Source organism: Roseburia sp. OF03-24 (assembly GCF_003463035.1).
Classification (GTDB): Bacteria; Bacillota; Clostridia; order Lachnospirales; family Lachnospiraceae; genus Roseburia; species Roseburia rectibacter.
On record NZ_QSCK01000041.1, the window covers coordinates 1 to 13,029 of the forward strand.

The 13,029-nt window shown below is 42.8% G+C and carries 15 protein-coding genes; 13 read left to right on the forward strand and 2 right to left on the reverse strand.

Going from position 1 to position 13,029, the window contains the following annotated elements; all coding sequences use genetic code 11:
- The first annotated feature begins 679 nt into the window (after nucleotides 1-679).
- The 11 genes from DXA60_RS16645 to DXA60_RS16695 all read left to right on the forward strand — a co-directional run bounded on the left by DXA60_RS16645 (nucleotide 680) and on the right by DXA60_RS16695 (nucleotide 9,440).
- Nucleotides 680-931 carry an AtpZ/AtpI family protein gene (locus DXA60_RS16645; protein ID WP_243006933.1) on the forward strand — a complete coding sequence of 84 codons (252 nt, stop codon included), beginning with the start codon at nucleotides 680-682 and terminating at the stop codon, nucleotides 929-931.
- Complete coding sequence (locus DXA60_RS16650) at nucleotides 912-1,346, forward strand: ATP synthase subunit I (protein WP_117922427.1); 435 nt, start codon at nucleotides 912-914, stop codon at nucleotides 1,344-1,346. The genes DXA60_RS16645 and DXA60_RS16650 overlap by 20 nt, the downstream gene beginning before the upstream one ends.
- The gene (gene atpB, locus DXA60_RS16655; RefSeq protein WP_117922428.1) at nucleotides 1,309-2,097 is read left to right on the forward strand and encodes a F0F1 ATP synthase subunit A; all 789 of its coding nucleotides are present in this window, start codon (nucleotides 1,309-1,311) and stop codon (nucleotides 2,095-2,097) included. Before DXA60_RS16650 ends, atpB begins: the two co-directional genes overlap by 38 nt.
- Before the next feature lie 72 nt (nucleotides 2,098-2,169).
- Nucleotides 2,170-2,424, forward strand: a complete 255-nt coding sequence (gene atpE, locus DXA60_RS16660; protein ID WP_006855263.1) for an ATP synthase F0 subunit C — start codon at nucleotides 2,170-2,172, stop codon at nucleotides 2,422-2,424.
- A gap of 59 nt (nucleotides 2,425-2,483) precedes the next feature.
- Nucleotides 2,484-2,999 carry a F0F1 ATP synthase subunit B gene (atpF, locus tag DXA60_RS16665; RefSeq protein WP_117922429.1) on the forward strand — a complete coding sequence of 172 codons (516 nt, stop codon included), beginning with the start codon at nucleotides 2,484-2,486 and terminating at the stop codon, nucleotides 2,997-2,999.
- The gene (atpH, locus tag DXA60_RS16670) at nucleotides 2,987-3,553 is read left to right on the forward strand and encodes an ATP synthase F1 subunit delta (RefSeq protein WP_117922430.1); all 567 of its coding nucleotides are present in this window, start codon (nucleotides 2,987-2,989) and stop codon (nucleotides 3,551-3,553) included. Before atpF ends, atpH begins: the two co-directional genes overlap by 13 nt.
- Nucleotides 3,550-5,058 (forward strand): F0F1 ATP synthase subunit alpha, encoded by a 1,509-nt coding sequence (gene atpA / locus DXA60_RS16675; protein WP_117922431.1) that lies wholly within the window; start codon nucleotides 3,550-3,552, stop codon nucleotides 5,056-5,058. The genes atpH and atpA overlap by 4 nt, the downstream gene beginning before the upstream one ends.
- A gap of 42 nt (nucleotides 5,059-5,100) precedes the next feature.
- Nucleotides 5,101-5,964 (forward strand): ATP synthase F1 subunit gamma, encoded by an 864-nt coding sequence (atpG, locus tag DXA60_RS16680; RefSeq protein WP_006855267.1) that lies wholly within the window; start codon nucleotides 5,101-5,103, stop codon nucleotides 5,962-5,964.
- 106 nt (nucleotides 5,965-6,070) lie between these two features.
- The gene (gene atpD / locus DXA60_RS16685) at nucleotides 6,071-7,468 is read left to right on the forward strand and encodes a F0F1 ATP synthase subunit beta (RefSeq protein WP_117922432.1); all 1,398 of its coding nucleotides are present in this window, start codon (nucleotides 6,071-6,073) and stop codon (nucleotides 7,466-7,468) included.
- Nucleotides 7,469-7,485: 17 nt separating this feature from the next.
- A complete protein-coding gene (atpC, locus tag DXA60_RS16690; RefSeq protein ID WP_117922433.1) occupies nucleotides 7,486-7,896 on the forward strand; it encodes an ATP synthase F1 subunit epsilon in 411 nt (136 codons plus the stop codon).
- Between the two features lie 215 nt (nucleotides 7,897-8,111).
- The gene (locus DXA60_RS16695) at nucleotides 8,112-9,440 is read left to right on the forward strand and encodes an MATE family efflux transporter (RefSeq protein WP_117922434.1); all 1,329 of its coding nucleotides are present in this window, start codon (nucleotides 8,112-8,114) and stop codon (nucleotides 9,438-9,440) included.
- A 62-nt stretch (nucleotides 9,441-9,502) separates the two neighbouring features.
- On the opposite strand, the gene DXA60_RS16700 is transcribed toward DXA60_RS16695, so the two are convergent.
- Both DXA60_RS16700 and DXA60_RS16705 read right to left on the reverse strand, forming a co-directional pair.
- Nucleotides 9,503-9,781, reverse strand: a complete 279-nt coding sequence (locus tag DXA60_RS16700) for a hypothetical protein (RefSeq protein WP_243006934.1) — start codon at nucleotides 9,779-9,781, stop codon at nucleotides 9,503-9,505.
- A gap of 290 nt (nucleotides 9,782-10,071) precedes the next feature.
- On the reverse strand, nucleotides 10,072-11,112 hold the full coding sequence (locus tag DXA60_RS16705; RefSeq protein WP_117922435.1) for a hypothetical protein: 1,041 nt from the start codon (nucleotides 11,110-11,112) through the stop codon (nucleotides 10,072-10,074).
- Between the two features lie 262 nt (nucleotides 11,113-11,374).
- Here DXA60_RS16705 and DXA60_RS16710 point away from each other — a divergent pair, with 262 nt between their 5' ends.
- The gene (locus DXA60_RS16710) at nucleotides 11,375-11,989 is read left to right on the forward strand and encodes a histidine phosphatase family protein (protein WP_117922436.1); all 615 of its coding nucleotides are present in this window, start codon (nucleotides 11,375-11,377) and stop codon (nucleotides 11,987-11,989) included.
- 280 nt (nucleotides 11,990-12,269) lie between these two features.
- A complete protein-coding gene (locus tag DXA60_RS16715; RefSeq protein ID WP_117922437.1) occupies nucleotides 12,270-13,013 on the forward strand; it encodes a DeoR/GlpR family DNA-binding transcription regulator in 744 nt (247 codons plus the stop codon).
- Nucleotides 13,014-13,029 lie beyond the last annotated feature (16 nt).

Sequence of the window (13,029 nt, forward strand, 5' to 3'; positions counted from 1 at the left end):
TGAAAAAATATTTTGTGTTATTGGTCGGACAATTTACGAAACGATTCTTATAATATAATGTAGCATATAAAAATTCTGGGAAGTCATCAGGCTGAATATTAGTGATACAGCACATTAGGATTTTAAGCATATTTCCATTCGTGCAAATGTCAAAAATTCACACCCGCGCCCCCGATTTTGAGATGAACCGCCCACCCAAATGGTGTTTCATAACCTGGAGGCTGGCATCTTGCGCAAAGCCGAAGCTGATTTTGTGACTTTGGGAGAAAATTAGAAAATCTTAGTGTGTCTGTAGATACACAGTGATGTTCTGCCACGGATGGCAGAACAAGGCAGCATCGAGTCATGGATGACTCGTTGTTGCCGTTCACGTCACTCCGAAAAAATCTAACTCAGACACACTTAGACTTTTCTTATTTTCGTACAACGGAACCAAAATTAACTCCGGCTTTGCGCAAGATGCCATTCACAAACCTACGACTCACCATTTGGACGGGCGATTTATTTCATAAACAAACCATCATTTATCGGGTTACTTATAATATAGTGCAGATAATAGACAAATTTGAAATATTTCTTAACAAAAAGGAAATATTATCTATACAAAATGACGGATATTTGATAGACAAAATGGCGAAAAATGTTATAATGAATAAAGATTGTACTTTATGGAGGAACGATGCAAGTGAGAAAAAACAGAAAGGTGTTTCAGGCACTGACACTGATCCTGCAGTTTGGATTGAATATGATCGTTCCGATCGTGATGTGCACTCTCTTTGGTACATGGATCGGCAGAAAATATGATATGCTCTGGATCGTGATCCCATTGTTTATCATGGGTGCTCTGGCCGGATTTACCAATATTTTTAAAATGACAAAAAAGATTTACGGACAGGACGGTGGCAGAAATAATGTTACGAAGAATCAATGATGCATTGCCGGGACTTGTTTTGGGAATTATTGTGTATGGAGTGATCGTGGAATTAGCAGGTGTTTGGTTTGTCACCGACAAAGCCAGGTACACCACGGGACTTCTGATCGGTATCGGTTTAGCGTGCGGTATGGCAGTCAACATCGCAACTGTATTAAGAGATGCGGTGGAGTTGTATGGAGAGGACAATGCAAAGAAGAAGATCATTGTAAAATCACTGCTCCGCTATGCTGTTGTTGTGATCGTTTTCTTTATTATGATGGAATGGAATCTCGGAAATCTGATCACTGCGTTTATCGGGGTATTGGGACTTAAGGTATCTGCGTACTTACAGCCCTTTACACATAGAGTAATACAAAAACTGCAAGGAAGAGGTGATGTATCTTCAGACAGTGAAGATAACAATTTCATATGAGGGAGGTGAGAGAGTGAATCATGCAATTCTGATGTCATCCGGAGCCGAAAATATCGACTTTATGATACATGGTATCGTTCAGTACGAGATATTCGGACATAAAGTCTGGATCACAACATCGCATGTCTGCATATTGATCGTTATGCTGCTTATGATGGCACTTGCCATTGCAGGAAACCGTGCGATCAAACATGCAAAGGAGATCCCGGAGGGATTTCAGAATGTTATCGAGCTGATGGTTGAGATGCTTGATAACATGGTAAGCGGCACCATGGGAAAGGTGGCAGCACCGAAGTTTGTCAATTATATCAGTACCATTTTTATTTTTATTCTTATGAGTAATATATCAGGTCTGTTTGGATTAAGACCACCAACGGCTGACTATGGTACGACACTGGCACTTGGTCTTATTACATTCTTCCTGATCCATATCACGCAGTTTAAGAATCTGCCGATCAAGCAGATCTGGACAGATATGTGTTCCCCATTGCCACCATGGCTGCCAATCTGGTTTCCAATCAATGTGATCAGTGAGATCGCAGTGCCGATTTCATTGTCGCTTCGTCTTTTTGCGAACGTATTGTCAGGAACCGTTATGATGGCATTAGTTTATGGACTGCTGAGCAAAATAGCAATCATCTGGCCGGCAGCACTCCATGTATACTTTGACTTGTTCTCAGGAGCAATTCAGACGTATGTATTTTGTATGTTGACAATGACATACATTGGTCAGAACTACGAACAAGAATAATAATATTTAGGAGTAAAATCCTCTCCTCACCAGAGGGTTCGGATTTTGCTTCGCAAAACAAGGAGGATTAATATGAATATCACAGGACACGATTTAATTATGGCATGTTCAGCTATCGGTGCAGGTCTGGCAGTTATTGCCGGTATCGGACCTGGTATTGGACAGGGTATCGCAGCAGGACATGGTGCAGCAGCAGTTGGACGTAATCCGGGTGCAAAGGGAGACATTATGTCAACCATGCTTTTAGGACAAGCAGTTGCAGAGACAACAGGTCTTTACGGACTTTTGATTGCGATGCTTTTACTGTTCGTACAGCCTTTGGGTTAATGAATGGCGCTCCATTTTTGGAATAAAAAATTTGGAAAGGAGGCCGAACCTTGGAGGAAATGACAAGACTTTTTGGACTGGATTTTCAGTTACTGCATGATGTGGTTTTAATGGCGTTAGCAGTATTTTTCTTATTTTTATTCATGTCCAAGATGCTGTTTGAACCGGCACGCAAGCTGCTGAATGACAGAAAGAACCGTATCGCAGCCGATATTAAGACGGCAGAGACGGATAAACAGGATGCAGCAGCACTCAAAGCAGAATATGATGCAAAGTTAAAAGATGTCGATAAAGAGGCAGAGCAGATCTTAAGCGAGGCACGCAAGACGGCGCAGAAGAATGCAGCACGTATTGAGAGTGACGCCAAAGAAGAAGCAGCGCGCATCATAAAGAGAGCTAACGAAGAAGCAGAGCTTTCTAAGAAGCGTGCAATGGATGAAGTAAAACAGGAAATGATCACAGTTGCATCCATGATGGCGGCAAAAGTTGTTGCAGCAAATATCGATGCGACCGTGCAGGATACGCTGGTAGAAGAAACATTGAAAGAAATGGGTGATTCGACATGGCAAAGCTAGTATCAAAAACATACGGTGATGCATTGTTTGAAGTTGCGCTAGAGAGCGGAAGAATGGATGAATTCCGGGATGAAGCGGTTGCAGTAAAAATTGCTTTAAAAGAAAATCCTGAGCTCTTCAAATTAATGAGTCATCCAAAAATCGTTAAAGAAGAAAAAGTAAAGATCATAGAAGACATATTTGCAGAAAAGATTTCCGCGGAGTTTGTTGGACTGCTCCGCCTGATTGTAGAAAAAGGTCATTTCGCAAAAGTGGATACGGTGCTGGATTATTTCATTGACTGTGTCAAGGAGTATAAGAACATCGGAACCGCTTATGTGACATCAGCAATGGAGTTATCCGAAGCGCAGAAGGCAGCAGTGGAGAAACGATTGTTAGAGACTACAAAGTATGTGAAATTTGAGATGCATTATGCAGTGGATTCCGCACTGATAGGCGGAATGGTGATTCGCATCGGCGACAGAGTCGTTGATTCCAGTGTCCGGACCAAATTAAATGATCTGACACGCGAATTATCAAAAATACAGTTGAAAGCAGGTGAATGCGCTTCATGAATTTAAGACCAGAAGAAATAAGTTCCGTAATTAAAGAACAGATCAAAAGGTATGCAGCGCAGTTAGAAGTAGCTGACGTTGGTACCGTTATTCAGGTAGCAGATGGTATCGCACGTATTCACGGTCTTGACAACGCAATGCAGGGTGAGCTTCTGGAATTTCCGGGAGAAGTATACGGAATGGTATTAAACCTTGAGGAAGATAATGTTGGTGCTGTACTTTTAGGTGCGCAGCGCAATGTCAATGAAGGTGATACCGTAAAGACCACCGGACGAGTCGTAGAGGTTCCGGTTGGTGACGCCATGTTAGGACGTGTTGTCAATGCGTTAGGACAGCCGATCGACGGCAAAGGACCGATCGAGACGGACAAATATCGTCAGATCGAGCGTGTCGCATCGGGTGTTATTTCGAGAAAATCCGTAGATACACCGTTACAGACCGGTATCAAGGCGATCGATTCCATGGTGCCGATCGGACGTGGACAGCGTGAGCTGATCATCGGTGACAGACAGACCGGTAAGACAGCGATCGCGATCGATACGATCATTAACCAGAAGGGACAGGGCGTAAAATGTATTTACGTTGCCATCGGACAGAAGGCGTCCACTGTTGCCGCTCTGGTGAAAACATTAGAAGAATTTGGAGCAATGTCTTATACGACAGTGGTTGCTTCTACTGCCAGTGAGCTTGCACCATTACAGTATATTGCACCGTATGCAGGATGTGCGATCGGTGAGGAATGGATGGAGAATGGAGAGGATGTTCTCGTTGTTTACGATGATTTAAGTAAGCATGCGGCCGCATACCGTACACTCTCCTTACTCTTAAAACGTCCACCAGGACGTGAGGCTTATCCGGGAGATGTATTCTATCTTCACTCAAGACTCTTAGAGCGTGCAGCAAGACTTTCCGATAAACTTGGCGGAGGTTCCCTGACTGCATTGCCGATCATCGAGACACAGGCGGGTGACGTTTCAGCGTATATTCCGACGAACGTTATTTCCATTACCGATGGTCAGATCTATCTTGAGACAGAGATGTTTAACTCCGGTTTCCGTCCGGCGATCAATGCTGGTCTTTCGGTATCCCGTGTAGGTGGTTCCGCACAGATCAAGGCTATGAAGAAGATTGCAGCACCGATCCGTGTCGAGCTGGCACAGTACAGAGAGCTTGCAGCATTTGCACAGTTTGGTTCCGAACTTGATGCCGACACGACAGAGAAGTTAGCACAGGGTGCCAGAATCCGTGAAATGTTAAAACAGCCGCAGTATCAGCCGATGCCGGTTGAAAAACAGGTCATCATCATCTATGCGGCAACCAGAAAATACCTTCTGGATATTCCGGTAGAACAGGTTTTACCGTTTGAAAAAGCACTGTTTGAGTATGTGGATACCAAATATCCGGATGTACCGGAAGCAATCCGCACAGAGAAAGTCATCAGTGATGAGACAGAGGCAAAACTCGTCAAAGCGATTGAAGAATGTAAGGCAGATTTCTTGAAATAAGCGTAACAAGCAGGACTTCGCCAAAAAAAGGAGGAAGTTGTTATGGCCTCAATGAGGGACATTAAACGAAGAAAAAGCAGCATACAGAGTACGCAGCAGATCACAAAAGCCATGAAGCTTGTTTCAACCGTAAAACTGCAGAAAGCAAAAAGCAGGGCAGAACAGACGAATCCATATTCGAATTATATGTACCAGACCGTTACTTCCATGCTTGCAAGATCAGGTGGGATTGACCATCCTTATCTGAAAAAAGGCACTTCCACAAAGAAAGCGATCGTTGTGATCACATCCAACCGTGGACTTGCCGGAGGATACAATTCCAATTTGATCAAGCTGGTTACCGGAAGTGACTTTTCCAAAGATGATGTAGAGATCTATGCTATCGGTGGAAAAGGACGTGAGGTATTAGAACGCCGTGGTTATCATATTAAGGAAGATGATTCTTATATCATCGAGTCACCATCCTATGATGATGCGGCAGAACTCTGCAAGAAGGTGCTTGCGGATTACACCAATGGCACGATCGGCGAGATTTATCTGGTGTATACACATTTTAAAAATACAGTCGTACACGAACCGAAGCTGATGAAGCTGTTACCGATCGAGTTTGATGAAGAAGAACTTGGTGCAGCAGCAGAGGCAAACGTTCTGATGAATTATGAGCCGAATGAGACAGAAGCACTTGATATGATCATTCCAAAATACGTTACAAGCCTGTTTTACGGGGCACTTGTGGAGGCAGTTGCCAGTGAAAACGGTGCGAGAATGCAGGCGATGGATTCTGCAACGAGCAATGCAGAGGATATGATCAGTGATCTGACGCTCAAATACAACCGGGCACGTCAGGGCTCGATTACACAGGAATTAACAGAGATCATTGCCGGTGCGTCGGCAATCTCTGGATAGCAGATTTTTATATCAGGAAATATTGCCGGCTGTGTTCAGGCAGATACAGTGGAAAAATATTTCGCAGGAATCTGCATAAAAATATGATTACAAGGAGAAAGAAGCGATGGCAAATAATATCGGTAAGATTACCCAGATTATCGGTGCCGTTCTGGATATTAAATTCACAGAGGGCAATCTGCCGGAGATCAACGATGCGATCCGTATCCCGTTAAAAGGTGAACAGTCGGGAAAAGAATTGACCGTTGAGGTTTCCCAGCATCTGGGCGATGATACAGTCAGATGTATCGCAATGGGATCGACCGATGGACTAGTCCGTGGAATGGATGCAGTTGCAGCCGGCGGACCGATCAGCGTGCCGGTAGGTGAGAATACGTTAGGCAGAATGTTTAATGTATTAGGAGATCCAATCGATGAGATCGATCCTCCGACCGGTGTGGAAAAATGGCCGATCCACAGACCTGCTCCGGCATTTGAGGAACAGGCAACATCCCAGGAGATGTTAGAGACAGGTATCAAGGTCGTAGATCTTCTCTGCCCTTACCAGAAAGGTGGTAAGATCGGATTGTTCGGTGGTGCCGGTGTAGGTAAAACCGTTTTAATCCAGGAGCTGATCCACAATATCGCAACCGAGCACGGTGGATATTCCGTATTTACCGGCGTTGGTGAGCGTACCCGTGAGGGAAATGACCTTTACTATGAAATGAAAGAATCAGGAGTTATCGATAAGACCACCATGGTGTTCGGACAGATGAACGAGCCGCCGGGAGCACGTATGCGTGTTGCATTAACAGGTCTTACGATGGCAGAGTACTTCCGTGATAAAGGCGGTAAGGATGTATTGCTTTTCATTGACAATATTTTCCGTTTTACACAGGCAGGATCTGAGGTATCCGCACTGTTAGGACGTATGCCTTCCGCTGTAGGTTACCAGCCGACATTACAGACAGAGATGGGTGCTCTTCAGGAGCGTATCACATCTACGAAGAACGGTTCTATCACTTCCGTTCAGGCAGTATATGTGCCTGCCGATGACTTAACTGACCCGGCTCCGGCAACCACATTCGCACATCTGGATGCAACAACCGTGCTTGAGCGTTCTATTGCAGAGCTTGGTATTTATCCGGCAGTAGATCCGCTTGGTTCTACTTCCCGTATCTTAGACCCGCGTATCGTTGGTCAGGAACATTTTGAGGTAGCCCGCGGTGTGCAGGAGATTTTACAGAAATACAAAGAATTACAGGATATCATTGCAATCCTTGGTATGGACGAGCTTTCCGAGGATGATAAACTGGTCGTAAGCCGTGCAAGAAAGGTACAGAGATTCTTATCCCAGCCGTTCTTCGTTGCAACACAGTTTACCGGACTGGATGGAAAATATGTTCCAATCGCAGAGACGATCCGTGGATTTAAAGAGATTCTTGAAGGAAAACATGATGATGTACCGGAGAGTTATTTCTTAAATGCAGGTACGATCGATGATGTCCGTGCAAAGATGCAGTAGATTTAAGGGGATAGTATATGGCAGACGAAAACAGAATTTTTCAGGTAGAGATCATTACGCCGGATCGTGTTTTTTATACAGGTGAGGGCGATATGATCGAGTTTACCACTGCCTCCGGTGAGATCGGTGTATATAAAAAGCACATTCCGCTCACGACTGTGTTAGCACCTGGTATTGTAAAGATTCATAAAACAGGTGAAGATGACGTGATCGCAGCGGTACATTCCGGCTTTGCGGAAATCCTGCCGGATAAGGTAACACTTCTCGCAGAGATTGCAGAGTGGCCGAATGAGATCGACAAGAACCGTGCCGAAGCTGCGCGTGCGCGCGCTGAGGAACGACTTGCCCACCGGACAGAGGCAATCGATGTCAAACGTGCGGAATTTGCACTTCGCAAAGCACTGGTGCGTATTGATATTACAAAATAAGATTTACTTGACAGAAATAAAATTTACTGGTTATAATACAGTTCCAAAACCATTTTTATGGAGTGGACTTTTCTTGAGTGATGAACTCTATTTTTCGCCACACAGCTATAAGGCGTTATAGCTGTGTGGCATTTTTTTGCGCACAGGAATAAAAGTCCCAAAGTTTGAAGGCAGGTGCCAGGCTTTCAGGTAAACAGTAACGAAAGGATTACACAATGAACCAGAAATTTATGAAAGAAAAACCGGTCATGCCGCTTGTTATCTCTATGGCATTGCCGATGACATTTTCCATGTTAGTTAACGCTCTATACAACATCATTGACAGCTATTTTGTTGCCCGCATCAGCGAGGATGCAATGACGGCGCTTTCTTTAGTATTTCCCCTGCAGAATCTGGTCAATGCGGTTGTCATTGGATTTGCAATCGGAATCAATGCGACGATCGCATATTTTCTTGGAGCAGAAAAACATAATACCGCAGATAAAACGGCGTCATTGGGAACACTTTTTAATATGATCCATGGATTTGTTCTGGCGGTAGTCTGCATTGCAATCACAGCACCTTTTCTTGCCATGTTTACAGATAAAAGATCTATCATAGAGATGGGAACAGAGTACGCAAAGATTGTTTTTCTTTTTGCAGTACCGAATGCAGCGGGTCTTTGTTTTGAAAAGATTTTTCAGTCGGTGGGACGTATGAAAACATCTATGCTCTGTATGCTGGTGGGATGCGTGTCTAATATTATTTTAGACCCGCTTATGATATTTGGTATCGGAATTTTCTCTGAAATGGGAATCCGTGGAGCAGCACTTGCAACCGGGATCGGTCAGATCATATCTCTGGTATGTTATTTAATGTTTTACATTTTAAATCCAATTCCGGTAAAAGTAAGATTGAAAGATATGACGCCGGATGCAGCACTTAGCAGAAAAATGTATTCAATCGGTGTGCCTGCAACATTGAGTCTTGCGCTTCCGTCAATCCAGGTTTCTGCATTAAATGCGATTCTTGCTGTTTATTCTGCAAGTTATGTACTTGTTCTTGGGGCTTATTTTAAGCTGCAGACATTTTTATATCTGACAGGAAATGGTGTGGTGCAGGGAATGCGCCCATTGGTTGGGTATAATTATGGTGCAGGGGAGAAAAAACGTGTGAAAGATATTTTCAGATCGGCACTGATATTGATCGCCGGAGTCATGGTGATCGGGACAATACTTTGTTTGGCAGTTCCGCAGACTCTCATAGGATTGTTTACGAGTAATCCGGAGACGATTCTGTATGGAAAAGAGGCACTGCGTCTGATCAGTATTGGATTTATTGCATCGTCGGTATCTGTCACTGTGTCAGGAGCATTAGAAGGTCTTGGAAAAGGAAAAGAGTCGTTAGTAATTTCAGTGCTCAGGTATATCATAGTGATCCTGCCGCTGGCATTTATTTTAAGCAAAATATTTGGAGCTGCCGGTGTCTGGCATGCATTCTGGGTGACGGAAGTGATCGTGGCAGTTATTTCCTATGTGATCTGTAAAAAAGAAATATTTCAGTAATAAAATACCTGTAATTATATGTTGTCGGGCATGTAATTACAGGTATTTTTTATGTAATGGACTTATTTTTCTTTTAACGCGTTGTAAAAATCTTCATCCGACCAGTCTGCGTGCATCTGGCATAGAGAATATACGTTATTAATAAAAGCCATATCTTCGTCAAGCAAGTCGGCGCAGGTTTCGGCAGAGATGTTTTTTTGGAACATGTTGCGAACGGTGTGAATGGTATGTAATTGATAAAGACGGTTCCCCTCCGCTAATCCATCTTCATGTCCATCCGAATAGCTGTCCCTGCGTTCCATCTTAATATATTCATCCATATCGAATTCTTCCAATAACATACCAACGACCTCCGATCTGTGTGACTGCGTTTTCTTTTGTTTTTCCCCATGTAGTTTTCTCCTTTGATTATAAAAAATTTAAGTGTTTTTCACAATAGTTTTCTGAAATAGGTGGCGAAATGCCGGAATGAAAAAGAGTGATATTCAGAAAATGATTCTATGGAAATAAAATCGAATTGCGGTGGATGAACATAAAGATATTATTATACACAAGTAGAATAGAAAGAAAAGATCCCTGCAAGTATGGGATATTGATAAAATGATATATTTACAGGAATTTTAATAAAGCTTTATTTTTCTTTTAATGCATTGTAAATATCTTCATCTGACCAGTCTGGGTGAGCCTGACATAGAGAATATACTTTATTGACAAAATCAGTGTTTTGATTAAGTAGATCGGCACATTTTTCGGCAGGGATGTTTTTTTGAAACATGTTGTGGACGACGTGTAACTGCTCAAGACGTTTGCCCTCGGCTAAGCCATCCTCATGTCCATCCTCATAACTGTCTCTGCGTTCCATCTTAATATATTCATCCATATCAAATTCTTCCAATAACATACCAACGACCTCCGATCTGTGTTTGATAAGAAAATCCTGCAAAATACCGTCCCTGATACATTCCTGTACAGCGGTATCCGCTGCCTGTTCTAATGGAATGCCGTTTCTGACATTCGAAGAAATTCTGCCGATCAGAATGGAATATTCCTCTAAAGTCCGGCATCGCGCCATCAATTCATGATTGTGTCCATAATTAATGTTGTAAATCCGCGCAGTACATTCTAAGCAGGGGCGGGTGCTGAAAGAGCCAGGGGTATTTTGCACATTGGAATTAGATACCACATTCGTTTCCACTGGGGGTTGCTTTACACATTCAAACGCATCTGAAAGATGCAGTTCCATGTAATCTTTGCCATCTTTCAACGGTTCAATCCCATTATAAAAAATAACAAACTGCGGAAACGGTAATGAAAGCAACTTTTTTCCGTAAATGTTCAGGTTATTTTGTTTAATGTAGCTCTCGTATTGCTTGCCGAAATAGATTAGTCCGCGGATCGGCATGTTGGGGTTTAAGGTACTCTGGTGTTCATACAGATTTAATGTGCCACGGACGATGAATGATACATCATTTTTATATCCGAGATAGATTACATCATCGATCGTGTAAAAGATCAGTTCATCTGCATCATCGTAATCTGTCTGATTCAGGGCATTGTATAACTCCAGCAAAACTGATTTCTCATTAAAAATCCTGCGGAACAAGGCATCCCGGTACTTCTTCTGCACAAAAACATGTTTTGTGTGACTTCGTTTTCCTTTGTTTTTCCCCATGTAGTTTTCTCCTTTAATTATAAAAAATTTAAGTGTTTTTCACAATAGTTTTCTGAAATAGGTGGCGAAATGCCGGAATGAAAAGAGTGGTATTCAGAAAATGATTCTATGGAAATAAAATCGAATTGCGATAGATGTAGTATACATGGGGAGATCATAAATTGCAAGCATGATTCGTTGCTGCCATGGATTCACATAGACAAATCCAAACGAATTGTTTATACTTGATTTATGACAACATCACCCAAAAGAGGAGAAATCAATGATTTTATATTTTGTACGTCACGGAGAGACGGACTGGAATGTAAAAAAGAAAATACAGGGCAAGACAGATGTGCCGTTGAACGAGACAGGAAAGCAGCAGGCAAAAGAGCTTGCGGACATGCTTCTGGATCGGAAAAAGGAAGGGACTCTTCAGGTTGTGCGGGCATATACATCCCCACAGCTTCGTGCAGCACAGACGGCACAGGAGGCGGCGATCGCGCTTGATATTCCATGTATTGCGGCGGATGGCCTGCGGGAAATGGATATGGGCGACTGGGAAGGCAGAAGCTGGGACAGCATTACGCAGGAAAATGCGAAAGAGTATCAGGACTGGGATGCCAACAGGCGTTATGTCCATACACCGCATGGAGAATGTTACAATGAAGTGCTGAGGCGTGCGCTTGATATACTCGGAATGATCTTAGAACGGGAGACGGAAGATGTGTTGATCGTAACGCACAGTGGCGTACTGATGGCATTGCGGTGTTATATTGCCGGACAGGCATTTGAGGAAATGGGTATCATACGGTATAAGACGAAAAATGCAGAGGTGGTTGAAATTTTTGCGGATGATGTAAAAGATGCGATCGAACGTTTTCAAAAGGGGGAGTAAAGCGTTTATGATCGTGTGAATAACGGAAAGCAGTGTGAAAAAGCAGCGATTAGTATAAATTAGATCAAAAATATAAAGACTGTCGTAAGAAAAGGCTTCCTGGTAAAGAAACAGGACTGATTCTTGCGGCAGTTTTTTTGCATATTTCACAATTTTTAAAATGTTTTTTTGTGAATGATTTTGACGGATTTTGATTGACTGTGACGGAATGTGAACATATAATAGAACTATCAAAGATGAACGAAATTGAACGGTTGTGAATGAAAATGGAGGGAAAGATATGCTGACAGAAGAAAGATTTTCAAGAATTTTATCCATACTAGAAAGTATGGGGAGCGTAACCGTTCAGCAGCTCATGACAGAACTGGATGCATCAGAGTCGACAATACGAAGAGATTTAAATACACTGGATGCAAATGGTCAGCTCATCAAGGTACACGGAGGTGCAATTTTAAAAAATACCTCATATAGTACCGAGGATGACGAAGTCATGCAGCGAAAAGAACGGAACAAAGGTGCAAAAGAAAAGATCGCAAAATATGCGGCAGGGCTGATCGAACCTGGAGATTTTGTTTATATTGATGCAGGTACGACGACGGACCTGATGATTGATTTCATCACGACCAAACAGGCAGTATTTGTGACCAATGCGATCACACATGCAAAAAAACTTGCACAGAAAGGATGTACGGTATATATCCTCGGTGGAGAGTTTAAAGCAATAACTGAGGCGATCGTGGGAGAGGAGGCTGTTTCTTCGGTTGAAAAATACAATTTTACAAAAGGATTCTGGGGAGCAAACGGAATCAGCATGCAGCGCGGATTTTCCACACCGGAGTTAAAAGAAGCGCTCGTAAAAAAACGCTCCATGGAAAACTGCAGAGATTGTTATATTTTAGCAGATGACAGTAAATTCAACCAGATATCAAGCGTAACATTTGCTCCGTTTGAGAGTGCAAAAATTATCACGACAGGACTTACAAAACCGGCCTACCGGAAAAGTAAAAACGTGATTGAGATATAAAAAGATTGAAAGCCTG

Excerpts from the sequence above, each read along its gene's own strand:
- DXA60_RS16650 (WP_117922427.1), top strand. The coding sequence starts at position 912 with ATGTTACGAAGAATCAATGATGCATTGCCGGGACTTGTTTTGGGAATT.
- DXA60_RS16700 (WP_243006934.1), bottom strand. The coding sequence starts at position 9,781 with ATGTTATTGGAAGAATTCGATATGGATGAATATATTAAGATGGAACGC.
- DXA60_RS16705 (WP_117922435.1), bottom strand. The coding sequence starts at position 11,112 with ATGGGGAAAAACAAAGGAAAACGAAGTCACACAAAACATGTTTTTGTG.
- atpG (WP_006855267.1), top strand. The coding sequence starts at position 5,101 with ATGGCCTCAATGAGGGACATTAAACGAAGAAAAAGCAGCATACAGAGT.
- DXA60_RS16710 (WP_117922436.1), top strand. The coding sequence starts at position 11,375 with ATGATTTTATATTTTGTACGTCACGGAGAGACGGACTGGAATGTAAAA.
- DXA60_RS16695 (WP_117922434.1), top strand. The coding sequence starts at position 8,112 with ATGAACCAGAAATTTATGAAAGAAAAACCGGTCATGCCGCTTGTTATC.
- atpD (WP_117922432.1), top strand. The coding sequence starts at position 6,071 with ATGGCAAATAATATCGGTAAGATTACCCAGATTATCGGTGCCGTTCTG.
- atpF (WP_117922429.1), top strand. The coding sequence starts at position 2,484 with ATGACAAGACTTTTTGGACTGGATTTTCAGTTACTGCATGATGTGGTT.
- atpB (WP_117922428.1), top strand. The coding sequence starts at position 1,309 with ATGTATCTTCAGACAGTGAAGATAACAATTTCATATGAGGGAGGTGAG.
- DXA60_RS16645 (WP_243006933.1), top strand. The coding sequence starts at position 680 with ATGCAAGTGAGAAAAAACAGAAAGGTGTTTCAGGCACTGACACTGATC.
- atpA (WP_117922431.1), top strand. The coding sequence starts at position 3,550 with ATGAATTTAAGACCAGAAGAAATAAGTTCCGTAATTAAAGAACAGATC.
- DXA60_RS16715 (WP_117922437.1), top strand. The coding sequence starts at position 12,270 with ATGCTGACAGAAGAAAGATTTTCAAGAATTTTATCCATACTAGAAAGT.
- atpH (WP_117922430.1), top strand. The coding sequence starts at position 2,987 with ATGGCAAAGCTAGTATCAAAAACATACGGTGATGCATTGTTTGAAGTT.
- atpE (WP_006855263.1), top strand. The coding sequence starts at position 2,170 with ATGAATATCACAGGACACGATTTAATTATGGCATGTTCAGCTATCGGT.
- atpC (WP_117922433.1), top strand. The coding sequence starts at position 7,486 with ATGGCAGACGAAAACAGAATTTTTCAGGTAGAGATCATTACGCCGGAT.